Origin of the sequence: Falsiroseomonas frigidaquae (assembly GCF_012163145.1) — a bacterium.
GTDB lineage: Bacteria > Pseudomonadota > Alphaproteobacteria > Acetobacterales > Acetobacteraceae > Falsiroseomonas > Falsiroseomonas frigidaquae.
Map to the genome: position 1 here is coordinate 136,575 of NZ_JAAVTX010000005.1, position 22,945 is coordinate 159,519.

Consider the following 22,945-nt stretch of genomic DNA (forward strand, 5'->3'; position numbering starts at 1 on the left):
AGAATGCTGCGCCGGCAAAGCCTCTCAGGCCGTCACGGGCGCGGCGGCAGGGGTGGCCTGGCGGCGCGCCATGGCGCGCGCCACCACATAGAACAATGGCGTGAACAGCAGGCCGAACAGCGTCACGCCCAGCATCCCGTAGAACACCGCGATGCCGAGGCTCTGCCGCATCTCCGCGCCCGCGCCGGTCGCCACCGTCAGCGGCAGCACGCCGAGGATGAAGGCCAGGCTGGTCATCAGGATCGGTCGCAGCCGGGTCTGCGCCGCCGCCGCGGCAGCCTCCCACCGCGTCGCGCCGGCCAGCTCCGCAGCCCGCGCGAATTCCACGATCAGGATCGCGTTCTTCGCCGCCAGCCCGACCAGCACCACCAGCCCGACCTGCACCAGCACGTTGTTGTCGAGGCCGGAGAAGCCGACGCCGAGCAGCGCCGCCAGCACCGACATCGGCGCGATCATCACCACCGCCAGCGGCAGCAGCCAGCTTTCATACATCGCCGCCAGCACCAGGAAGACGAAGACCACAGCCATGCCGAAGGCGATCGGCGCGGTGTTGCCGGCAATGCGTTCCTGCAGCGCCAGCTCGGTCCATTCATAGGAGAAGCCCTCCGGCAGGCTGGTGCGCAGCACCTCCTCCATCGCCGCGATGGCCTGGCCGGTGGAGATGCCGGGCAGCGCCGCGCCCTGCACCTCCGCCGCCGGGAACAGATTGTAGCGCGGCACGCGATAGGGGCCGGAGGTCTCGTGGAAGGTGGCGATGCTGCCCAGCGGCACCATGCCACCCGTATCGCTGCGGGTGCGCAGCCGGGCGATGTCCTCCACCCCCATGCGGTGCTGCATGTCCGCCTGCGCCGTCACGCGCCAGGTGCGGCCGAGCAGGTTGAAGTCGTTGACGAAGGCGGAGCCCATGTAGATGCCCATCGCCTCATGCACGCGGGAGATCGGCACGCCCAGCATCTCGGCCCGGGTGCGGTCGATCTCGGCGCGGATCTGCGGCGTGGCGGTGTTGAACAGGCTGAAGGCGAAGGCGATGCCGGGGGCGCCATTGGCCGCCGCCAGCACCTGATGCGTCGCCTGCTCCAGCGCCTGCGGGCCGCGGCCGGCGCGGTCCTGGATCATCAGCTTGAAACCGCCGCCGGTGCCGATGCCGGGCACGGAGGGTGGCGGCAGCACCAGCACCTGGGCGTCCGATTCACCCATCAGACGGCCCTGCAGATCGGCCAGGATGCTGTTGCCGGTCACGCCCAGCGCGGCGCGTTCCTCGAACGGCTTCAGGCTGGCGAAGACCACGCCGGTATTCGGCGCGTTGGTGAAGGTGGCGCCGTCGAAGCCGACGAAGGCCACGGCGCTCTCGACGCCCGGGGTTGCCAGGATGGTGTCGGAGGCGCGACGCACCACCGCATCCGTGCGGCTCAGGCTGGAGCCTGGCGGCAGCTGGAAGGCGGCGATGAAATAGCCGCGGTCGAGCTGCGGGATCAGGCCGGTCGGCGTGGTCAGCACGGAATGGCCCGTGGCGGCCAGCAGCCCGGCATACAGCAGCAGCAGGATCACCGGCAGCCGCACCAGCCGGCGCGTCAGCCCGCCATAGCCGAGCGACAGCCGGTCGAACACCCAGTTGAAGCCGCGGAAGAACAGCCCGACCGGCGCCAGCAAGCCGCGCGGCTTGCTGTGGCCGTGCGGCTTCAGCAGCAGCGCCGCCAGCGCCGGCGACAAGGTCAGGGACACCAGCGCGGATAGCAGCGTGGCGACCGAGATCGTCACCGCGAACTGCCTGTAGAAGGTGCCGGAGATGCCGGTGATGAAGGCGGTCGGCACGAAGACCGCGACCAGCACCAGGGCGATGGCGATCAGCGCGAAGCCGACCTCGTCCATGGTGCGCCGCGTCGCCTCCAGCGGCGACAGGCCATCCGCCATGTGGCGCTCGACATTCTCCACCACCACGATGGCGTCATCGACGACGATGCCGATGGCGAGGATCAGGCCGAACATGGTCAGCGTGTTCAGCGTGAAGCCCAGCATCAGCAGCACGGCGAAGGTGCCGATGATGGAGACCGGGATGGCCAGCAGCGGAATTACCGCCGCGCGCCAGTTCTGCAGGAACAGGATCACCACCAGCACCACCAGCAGCACGGCCTCCGCGAAGGTGTGCAGCACGGCTTCCATGCTCTGCGCGATGAACCGGGTGGGGTCGTAGACCACGCTCCAGCCGATGCCGGGCGGGAAGCTGCGGGCCGCCTCCTCCATCGTCGCCCGGACGGCGGCGGCGGTTTCCAGCGCGTTGCTGCCGGGCCGCTGGAAAATGACGATGGCGGTGGCGATCTGGTTGTTCAGCAGCGCGTTCACCGAATAATCCGCCGCACCGATCTCCGTCCGCGCGACGTCGCGCAGCCGCACCGGCGCGCCGCCGTTCCCGGTGGCGATCACCTGCTCATCGAATTGCTCGGGCGTCTCCAGCCGGCCCTGCGCCTGCACGCTGGTCTCGAAGGCACCGGCGCCATCGGCGCGCGGAGCCTGGCCGATGGCGCCGGCCGCGACCTGGGCATTGGCGCGCTGCAGCGCCTGCACCACCTCGCCCGGCGCCAGTCCGCGGGCCGCGACGCGGTCCGGATCAAGCCACACCCGCATGGCGTAATCGCGTGCGCCAAAAACCTGCGCGTCGCCAATGCCCTCGATGCGTGACAGCCGGTGCTTGATCGCGAGCGTCGCGTAGTTGGAGACGTATTCTGCGCTGCGGCTGGCATCCGGGGAGGTCATGTGCACGACCATCAGCAGGTCGGGCGAGGCCTTGCGCACCGTGATGCCGAGGCGGCGCACCTCCTCCGGCAATCGCGGCTCGGCCACCGCCACGCGGTTCTGCACCAGCACCTGCGCCTGGTCGACATCGACGCCCTGGCGGAACACCACGCTGATGGCGAGCCGGCCATCGCCGGTGGCCTGGGAGGAAAGGTACAGCATGCCGTCGACGCCGTTCACCTCCTGCTCGATGGGGCCGGCGACGGTCTGCGCGATGGTCTCGGCGGAAGCGCCGGGATAGGTCGCCGTGATCTGCACGGTGGGCGGCGCGATGTCGGGGTATTCGGCCACCGGCAGGCGCAGCGCCGCGATGGCGCCGACCAGGACGAGGGCGATGGAGATCACCGCGGCGAAGACCGGGCGATCGATGAAGAAGCGGGCGAGGCGCATGGCGCGGGACCTTTGCTAAGCCGGCTTCAGCGGGCGGAGGCGAGCGGGCCGGTGCCGATGCGGCCCTGCTGGGCGGTCACCCGCGTTCCGGGTCGGGCGCGGTGCAGGCCGCCGATGATGACGCGGTCCTCCGCACCCAGCCCCGCGCGCACCACGCGCAGCCCGTCGACCAGCGGTCCGAGTTGCACCGGGCGCGGCGCCACCGTGCCGTCCGCCGCCACGGTCAGCACCATGCGGCCGGACTGGTCCGCCACCACGGCGGCATCCGGCACCATCAGCGAGGCCACCTCCCCGGCGAACAGGCGCAGCCGGGCGAAGCTGCCGGGGGTCAGGAACAGCTCGGGGTTCGCGATGGCGGCGCGCCCGCGGATGGTGCCGCTGCGCGGGTCGAAGGTGCTGTCGACGAAATCGACGCGGCCCTCATGCCCAAACTCGCCCTCGTCGAGGAGCCGAAGCTGGACCTGCGCGCCAGCCTCGCCACGGGCGGTCCGGAGGGTGCCGCGGGCGGCGCGGGCGTAGCGCAGGTACTGCGCCTCGCTGGCGTCGAAGCTGACATAGACCGGGTCCAGCGCCACCAGCGTGGTCAGCAGCGTCTCGCCCTGCTGCACAAGGTTCCCGGCATCGACGCGGCGGTCGCTGACCCGGCCGGGCCGCGGGGCGCGGATTTCGGTGAATTCCATTTCCAGCTCCGCCTGGCGGAGTGCCGCCTGGCTCGCGGCGAGGCCGGCCTGCGCCTCGCGCAGCGCGCTGCGGCGGGTGTCCTGCTCGGCCTCGGGGGCGATGCGCTGGGCGGTAAGGCCGGCGAAGCGCCGCAACTGCTGCTGCGCCAGGGTCAGCCGTGCCTCGTTGCGGGCAACCTCGGCGCGGGCGCTCTCGACGGCGATCTCGAAGGGGCGCTGGTCCAGGGTGAACAGCAACGCCCCCTCCGGCACCACGGCGCCGTCGCGGAAATGCACCTGGGTGACCTGCCCGGACACGCGCGGGCGGATCTCGACGCGGGCCGAGGCCTCGATCCGCCCGGTGTATTCATCCCATTGCGTGACGGAGCGGGCGAGCGGGGTGGCGACGGTGACCGGCGGCGGGGCCGGCTGGGCTGCAACCTCCCCCGCCAGGCTGACCGCAAGCAGCGCCGCAGCAGGCATCGGAAGCGCCCGACGCAACCATTCCGACCATATATTTCCGTGACTTGCAGGCTGCAGGGACTTGTTTAAAGGGGTCGCCATGACAATCTCCGGGGCCGAATGATACCGACCGGTTCATCCCTAGGTAAGTGACCGGTCGGTATCATCAAGAGGTGCCGCTGCTGCAGCGCAGCGAAAAGGAGGTTCCGCCGCCATGTCCACCGTGCCCGCCGATCGTCCGAAGGCTGCCGAGCGCATCCAGGCGGCGGCGAAGGATCTGTTCTACCGCCAGGGCATCCGCGCCACGGGGATCGAGGAGGTCTGCCGGGTGGCCGATGCGACGAAGATGAGCCTGTACCGCAGCTATCCGAGCAAGGATGCGCTGGTGGCGGCCGTGCTCAGCCAGGATTCAGCCTGTTACGACCAATGGGTGCTGGAGGTGACGCAGGCCTGTGCCACCCCCGGGGACAAGCTGCGGGCGCTGGTCACCGCGATGGTGCACAAGCTGTCCGACGCCGAGTACCGCGGTTGCCCGCTGCTGCTGGCGCAGGCGGAGTTCCCCGACCGCGACCACCCGACCCATCAATGGGTGGCGGCGCAGAAGGCCCGCATGCGGGATGGGCTGGTCGAACTCGCCCGGCAGGCCGGCGCGGCGGAACCCGGCCTGCTGGGCGACGGCCTGTCCATGCTGATGGACGGCGCCTGGGCCAGCCTGCCCTATCTCGGGCCGGAGCGGGCTGGCCAGGTGGCGCGGCAGGGCGCCGAGGCGCTGCTGCGCGACGCGCTGCCACAGGGCGGCTGAGGCTTCCTCAGCGCCGCCCTCGGTGCGCCCAAGCGGGCCTGGGCCCGGCTCTACTCGTTGAGGCCCTTGCCCGGATAGGGGTGCGTCGCCGTCCAGTGCTTCGCGATGTCCACGCGCCGCGCGATCCAGACATCGCGGCGCTGCATCATGTAGTCGAGCAACCGCCGCAGCCCGGCGGCGCGCGCCGGGTGGCCGATCAGCCGCATGTGCAGGCCCACCGACATCATCTTCGGCGTTCGCGCGCCTTCCTCGTACAGCGTGTCGAAGGCATCGCGCACGAAGCTGAACCACTGCTCCGCGGTGCCGGTGACGCTGTTGTACTTGCCGTCATTGTTGGTCAGCGAATAGGGCACCACCAGCCGCCCCTGCCCTTCCACCGTGACCCAAAAGGGCAGTTCCTCGCCGTAATAGTCGCTGTCGTACAGGAAGCCGCCATGTTCGGTGACCAGGCGGCGCGTATTCACCGAGGGTCCGTAGCGGCAGTACCAGCCATCCGGCTTCTGGCCGAGCGTACGTTCCAGGCTGGTGACGGCGCGCGCGATATGCTCGCGTTCCTCCGCCTCGGTCAGCTCATAGTGCTTCACCCAGCGCCAGCCATGGCAGCAGATGTCGTAGCCCGCATCCCGGATGGCGGCGGCGGCTTCCGGGTTGCGTTCCAGCGCCAGCGCGCAGGCGAAGATCGTCACCGGCAGGCCGCGTTCCTGGAACAGCCGGTGCAGCCGCCAGAAGCCGACGCGGCTGCCATATTCGAACATCCCTTCGGCTGCCAGGTCACGACCCTTCGGCACCGGCGTCGTGCCGTGCGATTCGGTATGGCCGTTTTCCGTATAGCCCTCGCCATCCTGCACGGAGGGCTCGGAGCCTTCCTCGTAGTTGATGACGAAATTCACCGCGAGCCGCGCGCCGCCCGGCCATTGCGGATCGGGCGGATTGCCGCCGTAGCCGATGTAGTCGCGCTTCACCTCGTAGGTCATGCAGGGTCTCCACTGAGATCGACTTCGAAGGGCGCGACCTGGACGAATTCCTCATCCGCCGCGGTGCCGTCCTTCCACATGAACACCGCGAAGCGCCCGGGCCGCTCGATCACGGTGAAGGGGTGGTGCCAGACATCGGCGCCATAGGTCACGCCCTGGCCTGGCTGCGCGAGGAAGGCCTGTGCGCGCGCCATGTCCGGCCCGCCATCCACGCCATGCGGCGCGACGATCGCGATGAAGCGCGCCGCATCCATCGGCACAAAGGATTGCGAGGAATGGCGGTGCCGCTCCATCGTGGTGGAGGAGATCGGCAGCGCCGTGGGCACCTTGCAGGTGAAGGACAGGCTGGGGGCGGCGGTGGCCCGGCGGTTGGACAGCGCCGCGTCGCTGGCGATGCGCCCGGGCGCCTGCGGTGCGCAGAACACATCGCCGAAGGGGGCGAAGGCTTCGCTGGTCAGGGGTGTCGCGATCAGGCGCATGCGGCGGCCTCGGCTGTTGGCGGGAAGGGTGGCCCGGACATCAGCCTGCCTCGCGGGGACCCGTCGCTCAATACGCAGGCGGTCACGCTGTCACAACGGCCGGTGGAGCGGCTAAAAGCGCCGCCGTTGCCGTTCTGCCGAAAGATTCGGCGGCGGTTGCACGTAAGGTGGCGCGGCGGCCTGCCCCGGCCGGCCGGACCTTGCCCTTCCGGGTTGGCACACCGGTCGCATGCCGCCGGCAGCGCGGAATGAGGGAGAGATCGCCAGATGCGCCTGAAGGACAAGGTCGTGGTCGTCACCGGCGGTGCGTCGGGCATCGGCCGCGCCATTTCCATCCTGTTCGCCCGCGAAGGCGCCACGGTCGCGATCGGCGACCTGACGGAGGATGTGAAGGAAGGCGGTGCGCCGACACGCGACCTGATCGAGCAGGCCGGCGGCACCGCGCGCTTCCACCACTGCGACGTGGCGAAATGGGACGATGTGGATGCGCTGGTGACGAAGACCGTGGCGGAATTCGGCAGGCTCGATGTCATCGTCAACAACGCCGCCACGCTCGGCAGCGGCACAAGGCTGCTGGAGACGAGCGAGGCGGATTGGGACCATGTGATGGCGGTGAACGCGAAGGGCGTGTTCTTCGGCTGCAAGCGCGCGATCCAGCAATTCCTGACGCAGCCCGTGGTCGGCGATGCGCGCGGGCGCATCGTCAACATCTCCTCCCAGCACGGCATGGTCTGCGCGCCGGGCAAGATCGCCTACGGCACCGGCAAGGCGGCCGCGGTCTACATCACGCGCCAGGTCGCGGTGGATTATGCGGAGGACCACATCATCTGCAACGCCGTGGCGCCGGGCCGCATCCTGACGGGCAAGCCGCTGGGCGGGCCGGGCTCCGATTCACTGGACTACTCGAAGGCGCGCACGCCGATGCCCCGCCTGGGCCGACCCGGCGACGTCGCCAGCGCCGCGCTGTTCCTGGCCAGCGAGGAGGCCAGCTACATCACCGGGCACAACCTGATGGTGGATGGCGGCTGGATGGCCTATTGAGCGCCGCCGTCAGAAGACGCCGCGGAACGGCAGCACGACGATGCGGTCGCCGGGGCCGACGACCGTGACGTCCTCCGGCAATTCGGCCAGCGCGTCGGATTGGGTCAGGGAGGTCAGCAGCCCCGCACCCTCGCGCGGAAATTTCTCCGCCCGCGGCAGGCCATCGCCTGCCACCAGGCGCACCCGCACATATTCGCGCCGGCCGGCCTTCTTCCGGTAGGCGAAGCCGGCCTCGGCCGGGAAGCGCGGCAGGGGCTCGGGCCGCGCGCCGGCCAGCCGCAGCACCATCGGCCGCGCCAGGTGCAGGAAGGTGACCACGGCGGCCACCGGATTGCCCGGCAGCCCCACCACCGGGGTGCCGCCGATCACCCCCATCGCCGCCGGCCGCCCCGGCTTGATCGCCAGGCGCCAGAACACCAGGCGACCGCCCTGCTCGATCGCCGCCTTCACGTGGTCGGCCTCCCCGGTCGAGACGCCGCCGGAGGTCAGCAGCAGGTCATGCGTCGCCGCGGCGCCGGTGAGCGCTGCGGCGGTGGCGGCCGGCTCATCGGGCAGGATGCCGAGGTCGCTGGCCTCCACCGGCAGCCCGGCCAGCAGCGCCAGCAAAGTGAAGCGGTTGGAATCATAGGTCCGCGCCGCGCCCAGCGCCGTACCCGGCTCGGCCAGTTCATCGCCGGTGGAGAAGACGCCGACCCGCACCCGCCGCCGCACCGCCAGGCTGGTGAGGCCCAGCGCCGCGACCAGGCCGATATCCTGCGGCAGCAGGCGGCGGCCGGCTTCCAGCGCCACCGCGCCCTGCGCCACATCCTCCCCGGCCGGGCGGCAATTGGCGCCGCGCTTCAGGCCCGGCACGAGCAGCACCGCGCCATCTTCCTCCCGCGCATCCTCCTGCATCATCACCGTATCGGCGCCACCCGGCATCGGCGCGCCGGTGAAGATGCGGATGGCGGTGCCGGGGGCGATGCCGTTCATGGCCTGGCCCGCCTGCAGCCGCGCCACCACCGGCAGCCGCGTCTCGCCCGCAGCCGCAAGATCGATGTGGCGGAAGGCATAGCCATCGACCGCCGCGTTGAAGAAGGGCGGCAGCGGCAGCGGGGCGCGCAGATCCTCCGCCAGCACGCGGCCCAGCGCCTGCAGCAGCCCCGCTTGCTCCGAACCTGGCAGCGGCGGGACACGCTCCGCGATCAGGGCCTGCGCCTCGTCCACGGACATCAAGGGTCCGCCGAAGGCGAAGCAATCGTCGCTGAGCTGCGCCATGCCGGCCTCCCCTCACCCGCGCAGCGGAATCGCCCGCGCCAGCACCAGATCGGCGATGCCGCCGATATCGTCCAGGTGCAGATGCGGCAGGCCGGGGACGGGCGGCGGGGTATCGGCGGCGATGCCGATGATGGCGGGGTCATCGGGATGCAGCCAGGGCTTGGCGTTGGCGGCGCGGAACACCTCGATCTTCGGATGCGGGTCGCGCTTGAAGCCCTCGACGATCACCAGATCCACCGGCTCGAAGCGGGCCAGCAGATCCGGCAGGGCCGGTTCCGCCGCGCCGCGCAGTTCCGTCATCAGCGCCCAGCGGCGGGAGGAGGAGACCAGCACCTGGCGCGCCCCGGCCTGGCGATGCGCGTGGCTGTCCTTGCCCGGCTGGTCCACGTCGAATTCATGATGCGCGTGCTTGAGCGTGGAGACCGCCACGCCCCGGGCCGTCAGTTCCGGGATCAGGCGCGTCAGCAGCGTCGTCTTGCCGGAGCCGCTCCAGCCGGCCAGTCCGATCAGGCGCAAGGTCAGGGGATCCCGGAAAATGGAAAGGGCCGGCCGTGGCTTCACCACGGCCGGCCCCGGTTGGGCAAGTGGGACGGTTCAGTCCGCGCCGAGCGGGCGTGCGGCCGCCGGCCCGACGACGGTGGTACGGGCCTTCGCCAGTTCGTCATCGACCCACATCGAATGGTGTTCCTTCGCCCAGTTCAGATCCACCTGGCCGGAACCCATGGCGTCGAAGGCGCCCTTCATGCCGATCGAGCCGATGTAGATATGCGCCAGCATCGCGGCCACCATGAGCACCGAGAGGATGCCATGCACGGTGTGGGCAAGCTGCTGCCCGGCCATGTCGGTGACGGTGAAGGGGAAGATCAGCACATAGCCGGAGATGGCGACCAGCGTGCCGCCGATCACGGTGATCCAGAACACCATCTTCTGCCCGGCATTGAAGCGCCCGGCCTGCGGATGCTCCCGCCCGATGAAGCCACCGCCCGTCTTCAGCCAGACCAGGTCCAGCCTGTTCGGGATGTTGTCCTTCACCCAGATCAGGAACAGCAGCAGGATGCCCAGGGTGAAGGGGAAGGCCAGGTAGTTGTGCGCGATCTTGCCCCACAGGCTGAACGCGGTGAACGCCTCCGGCCCGATGATCGGCAGCAGCAGGAAGCGGCCGAAGGTGAGGTTCAGGCCGGACAGGCCGAGCACGATGAAGCTGCTCGCCGTCATCCAATGCGCCACGCGCTCGAACAGGTTGAAGCGCTGGATGGTGCGGCCGGCGGGGCCGGCCTCGGTGGTCAGCCGGCCCTTGGCCAGGAAGAACAGCAGCAGGATCGCCAGCATGCCGAGCACGGCCACGCCGCCGACCCAGGTCAGCGTACGGTTGTGGAATTCCCGCCAGTCCCGCCCCTCGGGCTGGATCAGCGTGGCGGCCTGGCGGTCCGGGATGGTGATCCGGCCGCCGATACGCTCTCCGCGCAACGCCGCCTGAAGCTCCATCTCCTCGGCCGAAAGCTGGCCGCGGTCACTGAAGGGCGCCGGCGTCGGCGGTACGTTGGAAGGCTGGCGCGCCTGTGGCGCGGTCACCGCCCCGGCCGCGGCAGGGGCCGGCGTGCCGGTGGGCGCATCGCCCTGCGCGGTGGATTCCGGCACCTGCCCGGCGGGCTGCGAGCCGCGCCCGGCACCGACTTCCGGCACCGGCGCCTGGATCTCGGGGGCGCCGGCGGCGGGCGCGCCGGGCTGGGATTGCCCGAAGGCGGGCGCCGCGAGCAGCAGCGCCATCAAGGCAAGGGTGGGGGTGCTGCGGGTCATACCGTCACCGTCTCGCGATAGGCGGTGCGCCAACCCCAGGCGCCGGCGCCGTAGCCGCGGGCCTGCACGCGTTCGCGGTAGATGGTGGCGATCATCTCGCCGTCTCCTGCAAGGAGCGCTTTCGTGCTGCACATCTCGGCGCAGAGCGGCAGCTTGCCCTCCGCGATGCGGTTGGCGCCGTACTGCGTGTATTCGACGATGGTGTTGTCCTGCTGCGGCCCACCGGCGCAGTAGGTGCATTTGTCCATCTTGCCGCGGCCGCCGAAATTGCCGACGCGCGGATACTGCGGCGCCCCGAACGGGCAGGCGTAGAAGCAGTAGCCGCAGCCGATGCACAGGTCCTTGTCGTGCAGCACGATCGCATCCGCCGTCGTGTAGAAACAACTGACGGGACAGACCGCGGCGCAGGGCGCGTCGGTGCAGTGCATGCAGGCCATGGAGATCGATCGCTCGCCGGGCCGGCCATCATTGATGGTGACGACGCGGCGGCGGTTGATGCCCCAGGGCACCTCATGCTCGTTCTTGCAGGCGGTGACGCAGGCGTTGCATTCGATGCAGCGGTCGCTGTCACAGAGGAACTTCATGCGCGCCATGATTAGGCACTCCTGATCTGGCAGAGCGTGACCTTGGTTTCCTGCATGAAGGTCACCGGATCGTAGCCATAGGTGGTGATCGCATTCACGCTCTCACCCAACACGATCGGGTCGGTGCCCTGCGGATACTTGCTGCGCTGGTCCTCGCCCATGAACCAGCCGGCGAAGTGGAAGGGCATCCAGGCCACGCCACGGCCGACCCGTTCCGTCACGAGCGCCTTCACCCGCGCCTTGGAATTGTTCTCCGGCCCCATCACCCAGACGAACTGGCCGTCGCGGATATTGCGGGTAGCCGCATCCTCCGGGTTGATCTCGACGAACATGTCCTGCTGCAACTCCGCCAGCCACTTGTTGGAGCGCGTCTCCTCGCCGCCACCCTCGTATTCGACCAGGCGGCCGGAGGTGAGGATGATGGGGAAGTCGGGTGCAACCTGGTGGCTGCGGTTCTGCACGGATTGCCCGAGATGCGGCAGGCGGAATCCGCGGCGGTCCGGCAGGGTCGGATATTGCGCGATCAGGTCGGTGCGCGGCGTGTAGATCGGCTCGCGGTGCACCGGCACAGGGTCGGGCAGGTTCCACGCCACGGCGCGCGCCTTGGCGTTGCCGTAGGGCACGCAGCCATGCTCCATCGCCACGCGGATGATGCCGCAGGACAGGTCGGTGGCCCAGGAGAAGTTGCCGCCGTTGCTCTCGATCCAGCCGCGCTCGGCCTCCGTCAGCTCCTCGTACCAGCCGAGGCGCTTCAGCACGGCGACGGTGAATTCCGGGTAGCCGTCCTGGATCTCCGAACCCACGGAGTAGGAGCCCTCCGCCAGCAGCGTCTTGCCCTCCCGCTCCACGCCGAAGCGGGCCCGAAAAGTGCCGCCGCCGTTCTTCACATGCAGGTTCGTGTTGTACAGGACGTGCGTGCCGGGGTGCTTCATCTCCGGCGTGCCCCAGCAGGGCCAGGGCAGGCCGTAGAATTCATTCTCCACCGGCGTGCCGGCGGCGCCGCGCAGGGTCACCAGGTCGAACTTGTCCTGGTGTTCCATGTGCAGCTTCAGCCGCTCCGGCGACTGGCCGGAATAGCCGGTGCTGATCGAGCCGCGGTTGATCTCGCGCAGGATGCTCTCGGCGGTCGGCGCGTTGTCGCGGATCTCGTAGGGCTTGAACATCTCCGCCTGGATGCGGATCGGCATGCCCTTGCGCTCCGCCGCGCCATCCAGCGCCCCGGCCAGGCGGTACATCAGCTCGTAGTCGGTCTTCGATTCGAACAGCGGCGCGACGATGCGGCTGCCCCATTGCAGGGACCGGTTGGAGGCGGTGCGGCTGCCGTCGCATTCGAACTGCGTGCTGGCCGGCAGCAGGTAGGTGTTTTCCTTGCGGTTCGACAGCACCGCGAAGGTGGTGGGGTGCGGGTCCGCGACCACCAGCAGGTCCAGCGCCTCCAGCCCCTTCACCGCCTCAGGCATGCGGGTGACGGTGTTGCCGCCATGGCCGACCACCAGCATGCCACGCAGCCGGTCGCGCTGCTGGATCTGGTCCTTCGGCAGCGTGATGGCATCGAAGTAGCGGGTCGTCGGGATGCCCGGCGTGCCCATCATCGCCGGGCTGTCGAAGCGCGGCACCATGTCTTCGTAGCGCACGTTCCAGACGCGCGACCAATGCCGCCAGGCATTCTCGTCAATGCCGTAATAGGCCGGCAGCGAGGTGACATCGAGGCCGAAATCGGTGGCGCCCTGCACGTTGCAATGGCCGCGGAAGATGTTCGCGCCGCCGCCATTGTTGCCGACATTGCCGGTGGCCAGCAGCAGGATGGAGAAGGCGCGCACATTGGCGGTGCCCACCGTCTTCTGCGTGGCGCCCATGCACCAGATCAGAGTTGACGGCTTCTGGGTCGCGAAGGCCTCCGCCACCTTCTTCAGCTGCGCGCCCGGCACGCCGGTGACGCGCTGCACTTCCTCCGGCGTCCACTTCGCGCATTCGGCGCGGATCTCGTCCATGCCGTAGACGCGCTGGGCGATGAAGTCCTTGTCTTCCCAGCCATTGGCGAAGATGTGGTGCAGCATCCCCCAGATGATCGGGATGTCCGTGCCCGGCCGGATGCGGACAAATTCATTGGCGTGGGCCGCGGTGCGGGTGAAGCGCGGGTCGATGACGATCAGGTTCGCGCGGTTGCGTTCCTTGCCCGACAGCACGTGCTGGAGCGAAACCGGATGCGCCTCCGCCGGATTCCCGCCCATGATGATCATGGTCTTGGAATTGCGGATGTCGTTGTAGGAATTGGTCTGCGCGCCATAGCCCCAGGTGTTCGCCACGCCGGCGACGGTGGTGGAATGGCAGATGCGCGCCTGGTGATCGACCGAATTGGTGCCCCAGAACGCCGCGAACTTCCGGAACAGATACGCGCCCTCGTTCGAGAACTTCGCGCTGCCGAGAAGGAACATGCTGTCCGGTCCGGAATCCTGCCGGATCGTCATCATCTTGTCGGCGATTTCGTTCAGCGCCACGTCCCAGGACAGGCGCTGCCACTGGCCGCCCACCAGCTTCATCGGGTATTTCAGGCGCCGGTCGCCATGCACCAGCTCACGCACCGAGGCGCCCTTGGCGCAATGCGTGCCGCGGTTGATCGGGCTGGCCCAGGTCGGCTCCTGCCCGGTCCAGACGCCGTTCTGCACTTCCGCCGTCACGGTGCAGCCGACCGAGCAATGGGTGCAGATGTTCTTGATGCGCTGGACCGGCATGCTGTGGTCCTGCACGCCCATGGCGGCACCCGGCGCCGCCTGCGCCCGCGAAGCCCCAAGCGAGCCGAGCGCCGCAAGCCCGGCCCCGGCGAAGCCCGCCTGGCGCAGGAAGCTGCGGCGGTCCAGCCCGCCGGATGAAAGGCCCTGGTAGGCGGCGGCAAGGCGCTGGCGCGCGGCCTTGCCTTCGGAGCGCTTGATCAGCATCTGGCGTGCTCCCGGTTCTTATTCGTAACGGTTGGTGCGATAGAAGGCCTGCACATGCGCCGAATCCGGCTGGTACCGTGCGGCCAGGCGCTGCGCCTCGTTTTCCTTGCGGGCCTCGCGCGACGGCACGCTGTCCGCGCGCTGCGCCAGGGCCGGCGTGGCCACGGCCGCACCCAGGCCGAGCGCTTTCAGGAAACCGCGGCGGACGGGCTTTTCGGCTGCCTGTTCGCTCATCTTGGCTCTCCCCCGATCAGGCCGGCAGATCCGCTGCCGCGGCCTCGAGTTCCACGGCAAGGCGACCGAGTCGCCCCACCGCACGATAGAAATCCGCCGTCTCCGCCTTCTCCAGGTCCGCGAAGAAGCGCGCGGCCCAGGGGCGGATGTGACGGGTGAAGAACGGCAGGGATGCGTCCGGCTCGCCTGGAAAGGCGCCGGCCAACAGCCCTGCATAGGCTTCGCACAGGAAGGCGATATGGTCTTCCGGTTCCGCAACGCCCTCGGCCCGCAGGATGCCGAGCCGCGCCAGATCACCACGCAGATCGGCGAGCGGCCGCTCATGCAGGAAGCCGGTCAGGTAGTAGCTGGCATAGGGCAGCAGCTCACCGCGCCCGACCCCGATGAACAGGTTGAAGAACTCCCGCTCGGTCGCATCGGCCCGGCACCGGCCGGCCGCTTCGGCGAGGGCGCCATAGGCCGCGCCAAGCTCGCCGGTCTCGGCGCGCAGGGCCCGCATGCGGATCAACAAGCCGGCATCGGGCGCCGCGCCCAGCAGGCGGCCCAGCAGCGCGAACAACCGCGCTCGCTCGGCATCCACCGGGTCGAGAACCACTTGCGCCTGTTCTTCCTGCATCCCGCCGACTTTGTCCGCCACGACGGTCGCGCAGCTCCCCAGCCACATGCGCCCGCCGCAAGGAAACCAGCGAAGCGCAAAGATCGGATTTAGGCAAGGCTTTGATTATTAACTGAGAATCGTTCTCATCTACCCTCCAGGGCCGTCCTCGAAGGGGCTGACCGTGGTCCTGAGATGCATGAAGCCGCCGGCCACGCGATCCAGCGTCGCCTCGTCCAGCGGTCGCGGCGCGGCATGCGGGCCGGGAAGCTCCGCGGCGTCGATGGCGTAGCCCGCCGCGCGGAAGGCGGCGGCGGCCGCCACCGGATCGGCGCCCGGCTGCAGGGAAGGTGCCAGGCGCTCGACCAATGCGGGATGGGCGACCAGGTCGCTGGCCAGGCGGTCCAGTTCAGCGCTGCTCATCGGCTGTTCCTGCGGTGTCCAGGCGGCAAATACCGCGCCCGGCGCTTCGCCGGTCAACCCATTGGCCGCGCACGAAATCCGGCGGTTCAGCCGGGCATGGCGCCGCCATGGCGGCGGCGCGGCACCGGCGGGTCCTCGGCCGGCAGCGCCGCCTGCTGCAGCGCGTCCGGCACCGACGCCACCTCGCCCCCCTCATCGTATTCGGCATCGTGGTCAGCTTCGGCCGCCAGCTGTGGCGCTGCCGCTTCTTCGGCGGTGGCGACGGACGGACCAGGCTGTGGTGCCTCCCCCTCCGGCCGCTCTCCGATCGCCTGGGCCAGCAATTCCTTCAGCTTGCCGCCGATATCCAGCGAAAAGCCGGGCGGCATGCCGGCCGGGTTGTTGTAGTCCCAGGCGTAATCCGCGGGGCCGATGAAATCGCGGATCGTCGGGTCCAGCGACCACATCCGCCGCAGCGCCGCACCGCGCAGCGCGGCCGGGACGCCGGGGCGGAGGAACAGGGTGAAGTCGCTGGATTCGGTCAGATCCTCGATCCGTGGCAGGGCCGACAGGTCGATTTCCGGCACGCCGGGAATCGGGCAGGCCTGTGGCGCGGGGGATTTGAACCCGCCCTCCGCCATGGCGTCCGCTCCCGGCGTGACTTCAGGCTCCGGCGTGACATCAGGCCCTGGCGTGACCTCAGGCTCTGGGCGGCGCTTCAGGCGGGACCAGCGGCTGAGGAAGCCGTCTTCCGCGTCGCTCATTCCTCCCCCTCCGCGATGCGGCTGCGATGTGCCAGGGCCTCCGGGTCCGCCTGGTCGCGCTTGCGCTTCCAGAAGCCGCGTTCCTTGTGATGCCGGGCGACGAATTCCTGCAGCACCGCATGCAGGCGCGGCGGCATGGGCAGCGATTCCAGCAAGTCCTGCCCGACATCGGCATAGAGATGCGCCTCCCCCGGATCGGCGGTGACGGTCTGCAGCGTCCAGCCGGAAACGGTCTCCGCCGGCCGCAGCAGCACCCAGACCAGCGGCTGCGCGGAGGCAAGGTTGTGGCGGTAATTGTCGGTGTCGGTCGGGTACAGCGCCACCTCCGCGCGTCCGGCGAAGAACACGGTGCGGCCCGCCTCCTCCCGCAGCACGGTCCAGGGCGGCAGGTCCGGCGCCTCCTCCAGCACCTCGATCGCGCGCCAGGCGTATTCGGCCCAGCGGGTCACGCCGCGGCGGCGTTCCACCAGCACGGCCAGCGGGATGAACAGGCTGTCCGGGTTAACCGCGCGGGTCATGCGCACCGCTCCGCGGTGGGGGTCATGCGCACCGCTCCACGGTGGCGGTCATGCGCACCGCTCCACGGTGGGGGTCATGCGCACCGCTCCACGGTGGGGGTCATGCGCCATTCTCCCGCGCCCGCAGCGGCAGGCCGGCGACCAGGTTCTGCGGCTTCATCCGCAGCTTCTGGGCCGCATCCATGGCGAGTGCCAGATACACCGGCTTGCCCGCGACGCGCGGCAGCACGCGGGACGATTCCTGAAAATCCAGCACGCCGAGCCAGAGGATGCGCGCCAGCCGCGCCTGCTTCACCTTCCTGCCCTGCCACAGATCATTGGCGATGCCCGTCGCCTCCGCATCCAGCCCGACATGCCAGGTCCAGTTGCGGTCCTCGATCACCGGCACCGGGCGGATCGTCACCTCCTCCCCCATCACATGGCCGATGAAGCGTTCCAGCGCGCGCGCCAGCCCGTGCTGGCCGGGCCGGTTCTCGGCGATGTCGAGCGCGAAATCATGTGCATCCGACCGCCCGCGATAGAGCGGCGCATTGTCCTCCGACAGCACATCCAGCTCGACCTCGCGGGGCGGCGATCCGGCCTCCACCAGCAACTGCCCGAGCGCGCCGAAGCCGCCATCGGCGCCGCGCATCTCCAGCACTTCCTCATCGGCCAGCAGCAGCGCGCCCTGGTGGATGGCGGCGCGCTGCGGGCGGAAGAACAGCTCCGCCGCACGCAGGGTGAAGGCATCCTCCACCCCCTCCAGCGCGGCTCGGGTCACGAGGTGGGTCAGCATCTGCAGGAAGATCGGCGGCACGCCCTGCACGCCGCCGCGGAACAGGTCGAGCCAGGCTGCTTCCAGGCTCGGCTGCGCCGCCACCCGGTCGCGGAAGCCGAGGAACACCGCGAAATTCTCCCGCGCATCCGCATCCGCCAGCCGCGCCAGCTCCGCGGCCGCCACCGCCCGCATCGGGTCGGCCAGCAGCGCGGCATGCAGCGCGCGCTCCGCCGGGCAGGCCTCCTCCGGCGGCACCAGCTCCGGCCGGGCGCAGAAGGCGCGCCAGAGATCGGGCGTGCCGAGGATGCGGCCCTGCTCGTCCCGGTCGCACAGATGGTGGCCGGAAGCGACCCAGAAATCGCCCGGGGCCAGGCCGAGGGGGGCCAATCCTGCGGGGGCGCTCATGGCCGGTTCAATCGGGTCAGGTCGGGGTGCTCCACGGCTTCGTCCTCGCTCTCCACCACGGCGAAGACCGGCAGGCTGGTGAACTGGCTGTGCGGCGTCTCGCGCCGATGCAGGGTGCGGAAACGCTCCCGCACCTGGCCGTCCTCGACGCTGCGGGACAGGGCGAGCACCGTGCCGGGCGGATGGTCGCAGAGGCTTTCGGCGAAGGCGATCTCCTCCCGCGCCGCGTCCTCCGCCGCCGCGTCATCGGGCGCGCCATGGCGGGTGCGGATGTGCCGGGCGAGCGCGGCCAGCGCCGCAGCCCGTTCCACCTCGCTCGCCTCCGCCACTTCGACCAGGGTGGACCAGCCGAAGGAGGTCAGGCCGAGGAAGCCGCCCCGGAACGCCTGACGGCGCTTGCCGGACAGGGATTCCGGCGCCTCGTCCCAGAATTCGAAGCCACCCGGCACCGCCCATTCGCCCGGCTCGGCCGGCTCGGCGAAGATCACGGTGTCGGAAGGGTCGAGCCGCAGGGTGCGCGGCAGGCGATGCGTCATGCGGCCTCCATCAGTGCGGCGGCCAGCGGGTGCAGGCGGCGCGTGCCATCCTGTTCCAGCACCAGCGCGCCGGTCGCCGGGTCCAGCCCACGCCGTGCCTCGCCCATCCAGGGCGCGGCCTCCATGCGGGACAGGTACCGGTCGGCCAGGCGGCGGAAGCCGCCCTGCGGGCCGGGGTGCTGCCATTCGGCCAGCCCCGCCATCAGGTGCCGCGCCCAGGCGGCGGTGAGCTCGGCGGCGGAGACATCCTCCTCCGCCCAGCCTTCCTCGCGCAGCGCCGTCTGTTGCAGGCCATGGCCGGGTTCCCAGCCGGCGGGGAAGGTCAGCCGCGCCTCGATGCCCACCACCAGCCAATCCGGCACCGCCTCCTCCGCCGCGCCATGCGGCCAGGCGAGGCGGGCCCGGCCGATGCGGCCGCCATTGACGTGGATCGTGGACGGCCAGCCAAGGGTGATGGCGACCTCCGCCGGGCCATAGGCGCCCAGCGCATCAGCCAGCGCATTGGCGGCGGCGAACAGCGCCGGGCGGGCGGCGGCCAGCGGCAGTTCCGGCTCCAGCACCACCGCCGCCTCGATCCGCGCGACGGAGCGCACCCAGGCCAGTGTGCCGGCGCCATGCTGCGGGGCGAGTTCCACGGCGCGGCGCAGGGCATCGCCACCCTCGCGCAGGGCAATGACGGGGCTGAAGGCGGTGGGCAGATCGGGCAGGCCGGTTGTCACGGCGGCGGTGTCTTTCCCGGTGTCCCTCGCAAGGGCGCGAGGCTGGGGATATATGACGGGTCAACCACCTGGCCTAGAGCCGGGGCAGGCACGAGGACGCCCGGCGCCCGCATGACCCGATCCCCCATCACCTTCGCCTGCACCTGCGAGGACACGATGCCGCTGGATGGCCGCGCCATCGCACGCGGCTGCGCCGGCGGCGCGCCGCGCCTCGCGGAACAGCTTTGCCAATCGCAACTCGACCGGTTCCTTGCCGCCCTGGCGGAGGATGTACCGGTGACGGTCGCCTGCACCGCCCAGGCGCCACTATTTGCCGAGGTGGCGGAGGATGCCGGCTTCGCGCAGCCGCTCGACTTCGTGAACATCCGCGAGACGGCCGGCTGGTCGGCGGAGGCGAAGGCCGCCGGGCCGAAGATGGCGGCGCTGATCGCCGCCGCCGCCGTGCCGATGCCCGCGACGCCGCTGGTGCCGCTGAAAAGCGAGGGCGTCACCCTGATCCTTGGCCGGGACGAGGCTTCGCTGCATGCGGCCGAACGCCTGGCGGGCGCGCTGGATGTGACGGTGTTGCTGGATGGCAGCGCGCCCATCGCCCCGCTGCGGGCCGCGGAATTCCCGGTGGCGCGGGGCCACGCCCGCAGCGCGACCGGCTGGCTCGGCGCCTTCGAGGTGGTGGTGGATGGCCACGCCATGCCGCGCCCTTCCTCCCGCACCGCCTATGAATGGGGGCCGCGGCGCGATGGCACGGTCAGCCGCTGCGACGTGCTGCTGGACCTGACCGGCGGCGCACCGCTGTTCCCGGCCGCGGAAGTGCGCCAGGGCTATCTGCGCGCCGACCCCGCGGATGCCGCCGCGGTGGAACGCGCGATCGGCGCGGCGAAGGATCTGGTGGGCGAGTTCGACAAGCCGCGCTTCATCGACTTCGATGCGGGGCTGTGTGCCCATTCGCGCAACAAGCGCGTGGCCTGCACCCGCTGCCTGGATCTGTGCCCGACCGGCGCCATCACGCCCGGGGCCCTGACGCGCCGCGACAGCGTGGTGATCTCCGCCGAGATCTGCGCCGGCTGCGGCGCCTGCGCCGCCGTCTGCCCCACGGGCGCCGCCAGCTACGCCCTGCCGGCGTCGGAGAACCTGCTGCGCCGGCTGCGCGCCCTGCTGCTGACCTATCGCGAGGCGGGCGGCGAGGCGCCGGCGGTGCTGGTGCATGATGCCGAGCATGGCGAGGCGCTGATCGACGCGCTGGCCCGCCACGGCAGCGGCCTGCCGGCGCGCGTGCTGCCGCTGCGGGTGAACGAGGTCTCGCAGCTCGACCTCGCCTTCCTGCTGGCCGGCTTCGCCTGGGGTGCGGCGCAGATCCGCCTGCTGCTGCGCGGCCGCCGCGCGCATGGGGTGGAGGGCGTGCTGCGGAACCTGGATTTCGCCACGCAGATCCTGTCCGGCCTGGCGGTGCCCGAACACGGCGCAGCCCGCGCCGCCGCGATCGAGACGGACGACCCCTTCACGCTGGGCGAGCAACTGGCCGGCCTGCCCCGCCGCGGCCTGCCCTTCCCGCCCGCCACCTTCCTGGCCATCGGCACGCCGCGGGAGATGCTGCGCCAGGCCGGGCGTGCCCTGGCCGAGGGAATGAACCGGCGGGAGGCGGTGCTGCCGATGCCCGCACTCGCCCCCTTCGGCCAGGCGAAGGTGGATACGGCGGGCTGCACCCTGTGCCTGGCCTGCACCATGGTCTGCCCGACCGCCGCCTTCACCGCGAACCCCGAGACACCGCAGCTCCGCTTCCTGGAGGATGCCTGCGTGCAATGCGGCCTCTGCGCCACGACCTGCCCGGAGAAGGTCATCACGCTGGAGCCGCGGCTGAACCTGGCGCCGGAGGCGGCGCGGATGCAGGTTGTGAAGCAGGAGGACCCCTTCTGCTGCGAACGCTGCGCGAAACCCTTCGGCGTGAAGTCGCAGATCGACCGGGTGACCCGCAAGTTGCAGGAAGGCGGCCACTGGATGTTCCGTGACCCAAAGCAATTGGCACTGCTGCGGCTGTGCGAGGATTGCCGCCCCTTCGCCGCGACCGATGCCGCGCTGGACCCCTATGCCGGCCCCGACCGCCCGGTGGCCAAGACCACGGAGGATTGGCTGCGGGAGGCGGAGCGGGCGAAGCGGGAGACGTCCTGATTGCGGGCGCGCCGTCGCCCGCCTAGCTTGATGTGGCGTAGGCAGGAGCTTTCCGCATGAACGCCCCCTTCCCCGGCGGCAAGCGCCCGGTGGTGCAGGAGTTGGACGAGGCGCTGGTGCAGCGCGCGGAGAAGCTGAACCGCGACCTGCCCGGCACGATCGAGCGGCTGCTGGAAGCCCATCTCGCCGAACAGGATGCGAAGCTGGCCGAAAGCCGCGCGGCGGCGGAGGAACATGCCCGCTTCACCAACGCCTTCATCGAGAAGCACGGCTTCTGGGCCGAGGAATACCGGCAATTCTGACGACCTGCCGCTGATGGCGCAGTTCGACGTGCACCGGAACCTCGGCGCCGACCGCGCCGCCGTTCCCTTCGTGGTCGTGCTGCAATCCCGGGCGCATGACCATGTGCCGACACGCCTGGTCGCGCCGCTGCTCGATGGCGGCGCGGCGGCACCACTGCGCCCACCAGCCACCCCTACCCCGCTTCACCGTGGCGGGCCGCCCGGTCATCCTCGACATCCTGCAGACCACCGCCATCCCGCGCGGCGCCCTCGGCCCATTGGTCGGCTCGCCGGCCGATGACAACAGCGCGACGCGCATCGTCGCAGCGGTGGACGAGGCGATCTCGCGCGCCCATGGCTGAGCGGACAACCCGGAGGACCCAGCAATGATGAACCAGCAGATCCTGCTCGCCCGCCGCCCGCAGGGCGCACCCGTCGCCGAGGACTTCCGGCTGGTGGAAACCCCGATCCCTGATCCCGGCCCCGGCGACGTGCTGGTGCAGCACCGCTTCATCTCGCTGGACCCCTACCAGCGCGGCCGCATGGATGACGTGAAATCCTACTCCGCCCCGGTCGCCATCGGCGGCGTCATGGAATGCGGGGCGGTGGGCCAGGTGGCGGCCAGCAGCGATGCCAGGTTCCGCGAGGGTGACTGGGTGCTGGGCGGCTTCGGCTGGCAGAGCTATTCGGTGCGGCCGGCCAAGTCGCTGATCGCGATCGACCCGGATGAGGCGCCGCCCTCCACCGCGCTCGGCGTCCTCGGCATGCCGGGGCTGACCGCCTGGGTCGGGCTGGAGGATATCGGCCAGCCCAAGGCCGGGGAGATGCTGGTGGTCTCCGCCGCCTCCGGTGCCGTGGGCCAGGTGGCGGGCCAGCTTGGCAAGATCCGTGGCGCCAAGGTGGTGGGCATCGCCGGCGGCGCGGAGAAATGCGCCTTCGTGAAGGACACGCTGGGCTTCGACGCCGCGATCGACCACCGCGGCAACCTCGATGCGCAGCTCGATGCCGCCTGCCCGGATGGCATCGACGTTTATTGGGAGAATGTCGGCGGCGCGGTTCAGGCGGCGGTCTTCCCGCGCTTCCGAGATTTCGGCCGCATGGTGATGTGCGGCATGATCTCGCAATACAACACCGCCCCCGGCGCCGCCGCCGCGGGGGCGCCGCCGGGGCCGAATCTCGGGCCCGTGGTGCGCAAGCGGCTGCGCATCCAGGGCTTCATCGTCTCCGACACCGGCTGGCCGCGCTATGGGCAGTTCCGCAAGGAAATGCTGGGCCATATCAAGGCCGGGCGGATCAAGTGGCGGGAGGATGTGGCGCACGGCCTGGCCAATGCCCCCGCCGCCTTCATGGGGATGCTGGAGGGGCAGAATTTCGGCAAGCAGCTCGTCGCGCTGGACTGA

The 22,945-nt window shown here is 70.4% G+C and carries 23 protein-coding genes and 1 pseudogene; 7 read left to right on the forward strand and 17 right to left on the reverse strand.

The annotated features are described in order from the left end of the window. Positions 1–24 precede the first annotated feature (24 nt). Entirely contained in the window at positions 25–3,180 is a 3,156-nt protein-coding gene (locus tag HB662_RS16875; protein ID WP_168050997.1) for an efflux RND transporter permease subunit, read from the reverse strand. 26 nt (positions 3,181–3,206) lie between these two features. Next, positions 3,207–4,322, reverse strand: a complete 1,116-nt coding sequence (locus tag HB662_RS16880; protein WP_168050998.1) for an efflux RND transporter periplasmic adaptor subunit — start codon at positions 4,320–4,322, stop codon at positions 3,207–3,209. Between the two features lie 193 nt (positions 4,323–4,515). On the opposite strand from HB662_RS16880, the gene HB662_RS16885 reads away from it, so the two are divergent. Beyond that, positions 4,516–5,103: a TetR/AcrR family transcriptional regulator gene (locus tag HB662_RS16885; protein WP_168050999.1), complete on the forward strand. Its 588-nt coding sequence runs from the start codon at positions 4,516–4,518 to the stop codon at positions 5,101–5,103. Positions 5,104–5,153: 50 nt separating this feature from the next. Here the strand turns inward: HB662_RS16885 and HB662_RS16890 are convergent, their stop codons facing one another. Together HB662_RS16890 and HB662_RS16895 are read right to left on the reverse strand one after the other, a co-directional pair. After that, positions 5,154–6,077 carry a polysaccharide deacetylase family protein gene (locus tag HB662_RS16890; protein ID WP_168051000.1) on the reverse strand — a complete coding sequence of 308 codons (924 nt, stop codon included), beginning with the start codon at positions 6,075–6,077 and terminating at the stop codon, positions 5,154–5,156. Beyond that, positions 6,074–6,556 (reverse strand): ureidoglycolate lyase, encoded by a 483-nt coding sequence (locus tag HB662_RS16895; RefSeq protein WP_168051001.1) that lies wholly within the window; start codon positions 6,554–6,556, stop codon positions 6,074–6,076. Before HB662_RS16895 ends, HB662_RS16890 begins: the two co-directional genes overlap by 4 nt. Positions 6,557–6,823: 267 nt before the next feature. Between HB662_RS16895 and HB662_RS16900 the strand changes: the two genes are divergently transcribed. Next, positions 6,824–7,597: an SDR family NAD(P)-dependent oxidoreductase gene (locus HB662_RS16900; protein ID WP_168051002.1), complete on the forward strand. Its 774-nt coding sequence runs from the start codon at positions 6,824–6,826 to the stop codon at positions 7,595–7,597. Positions 7,598–7,606: 9 nt separating this feature from the next. Here the strand turns inward: HB662_RS16900 and HB662_RS16905 are convergent, their stop codons facing one another. The 13 genes from HB662_RS16905 to HB662_RS16965 all read right to left on the reverse strand — a co-directional run bounded on the left by HB662_RS16905 (position 7,607) and on the right by HB662_RS16965 (position 19,101). After that, entirely contained in the window at positions 7,607–8,854 is a 1,248-nt protein-coding gene (locus HB662_RS16905) for a molybdopterin molybdotransferase MoeA (protein ID WP_168051003.1), read from the reverse strand. Positions 8,855–8,866: 12 nt separating this feature from the next. Continuing rightward, positions 8,867–9,370, reverse strand: coding sequence for a molybdopterin-guanine dinucleotide biosynthesis protein B (gene mobB / locus HB662_RS16910; protein WP_168051004.1), 504 nt, complete (start codon positions 9,368–9,370; stop codon positions 8,867–8,869). A 78-nt stretch (positions 9,371–9,448) separates the two neighbouring features. After that, the gene (locus HB662_RS16915; protein ID WP_168051005.1) at positions 9,449–10,651 is read right to left on the reverse strand and encodes a formate dehydrogenase subunit gamma; all 1,203 of its coding nucleotides are present in this window, start codon (positions 10,649–10,651) and stop codon (positions 9,449–9,451) included. Further along, positions 10,648–11,244, reverse strand: a complete 597-nt coding sequence (gene fdh3B, locus HB662_RS16920) for a formate dehydrogenase FDH3 subunit beta (protein ID WP_168051006.1) — start codon at positions 11,242–11,244, stop codon at positions 10,648–10,650. The genes HB662_RS16915 and fdh3B overlap by 4 nt, the downstream gene beginning before the upstream one ends. Positions 11,245–11,246: 2 nt before the next feature. Further along, positions 11,247–14,171: a formate dehydrogenase subunit alpha gene (locus HB662_RS16925; protein WP_168051007.1), complete on the reverse strand. Its 2,925-nt coding sequence runs from the start codon at positions 14,169–14,171 to the stop codon at positions 11,247–11,249. A gap of 18 nt (positions 14,172–14,189) precedes the next feature. Then, complete coding sequence (locus tag HB662_RS16930) at positions 14,190–14,405, reverse strand: twin-arginine translocation signal domain-containing protein (RefSeq protein ID WP_168051008.1); 216 nt, start codon at positions 14,403–14,405, stop codon at positions 14,190–14,192. A gap of 16 nt (positions 14,406–14,421) precedes the next feature. After that, complete coding sequence (locus HB662_RS16935) at positions 14,422–15,042, reverse strand: TorD/DmsD family molecular chaperone (protein ID WP_342449528.1); 621 nt, start codon at positions 15,040–15,042, stop codon at positions 14,422–14,424. A gap of 108 nt (positions 15,043–15,150) precedes the next feature. Then, complete coding sequence (locus tag HB662_RS16940; protein ID WP_168051009.1) at positions 15,151–15,423, reverse strand: hypothetical protein; 273 nt, start codon at positions 15,421–15,423, stop codon at positions 15,151–15,153. Between the two features lie 86 nt (positions 15,424–15,509). Continuing rightward, on the reverse strand, positions 15,510–16,166 hold the full coding sequence (locus tag HB662_RS16945; RefSeq protein WP_168051010.1) for a DUF3306 domain-containing protein: 657 nt from the start codon (positions 16,164–16,166) through the stop codon (positions 15,510–15,512). Next, positions 16,163–16,684 carry a DUF3305 domain-containing protein gene (locus HB662_RS16950; protein ID WP_168051011.1) on the reverse strand — a complete coding sequence of 174 codons (522 nt, stop codon included), beginning with the start codon at positions 16,682–16,684 and terminating at the stop codon, positions 16,163–16,165. The genes HB662_RS16945 and HB662_RS16950 overlap by 4 nt, the downstream gene beginning before the upstream one ends. 100 nt (positions 16,685–16,784) lie before the next feature. After that, positions 16,785–17,846: a DUF6352 family protein gene (locus tag HB662_RS16955; RefSeq protein ID WP_168051012.1), complete on the reverse strand. Its 1,062-nt coding sequence runs from the start codon at positions 17,844–17,846 to the stop codon at positions 16,785–16,787. Beyond that, entirely contained in the window at positions 17,843–18,382 is a 540-nt protein-coding gene (locus tag HB662_RS16960; RefSeq protein WP_168051013.1) for a DUF6505 family protein, read from the reverse strand. The genes HB662_RS16955 and HB662_RS16960 overlap by 4 nt, the downstream gene beginning before the upstream one ends. Next, positions 18,379–19,101, reverse strand: coding sequence for a biotin/lipoate--protein ligase family protein (locus HB662_RS16965; protein ID WP_168051014.1), 723 nt, complete (start codon positions 19,099–19,101; stop codon positions 18,379–18,381). The genes HB662_RS16960 and HB662_RS16965 overlap by 4 nt, the downstream gene beginning before the upstream one ends. 111 nt (positions 19,102–19,212) lie before the next feature. Between HB662_RS16965 and HB662_RS16970 the strand changes: the two genes are divergently transcribed. From HB662_RS16970 to HB662_RS16985, 5 genes and pseudogenes are all read left to right on the forward strand, one after another. Beyond that, entirely contained in the window at positions 19,213–21,264 is a 2,052-nt protein-coding gene (locus HB662_RS16970) for a 4Fe-4S dicluster domain-containing protein (RefSeq protein ID WP_168051015.1), read from the forward strand. Positions 21,265–21,320: 56 nt separating this feature from the next. After that, a complete protein-coding gene (locus tag HB662_RS16975) occupies positions 21,321–21,566 on the forward strand; it encodes a type II toxin-antitoxin system CcdA family antitoxin (protein WP_168051016.1) in 246 nt (81 codons plus the stop codon). A gap of 13 nt (positions 21,567–21,579) precedes the next feature. Continuing rightward, positions 21,580–21,660, forward strand: a pseudogene (locus tag HB662_RS30080) (hypothetical protein); the annotation flags it as partial. 1 nt (position 21,661) lies between these two features. Continuing rightward, positions 21,662–21,907: a CcdB family protein gene (locus tag HB662_RS16980; protein ID WP_245185703.1), complete on the forward strand. Its 246-nt coding sequence runs from the start codon at positions 21,662–21,664 to the stop codon at positions 21,905–21,907. A 27-nt stretch (positions 21,908–21,934) separates the two neighbouring features. Further along, on the forward strand, positions 21,935–22,945 hold the full coding sequence (locus HB662_RS16985; RefSeq protein WP_168051018.1) for an NADP-dependent oxidoreductase: 1,011 nt from the start codon (positions 21,935–21,937) through the stop codon (positions 22,943–22,945).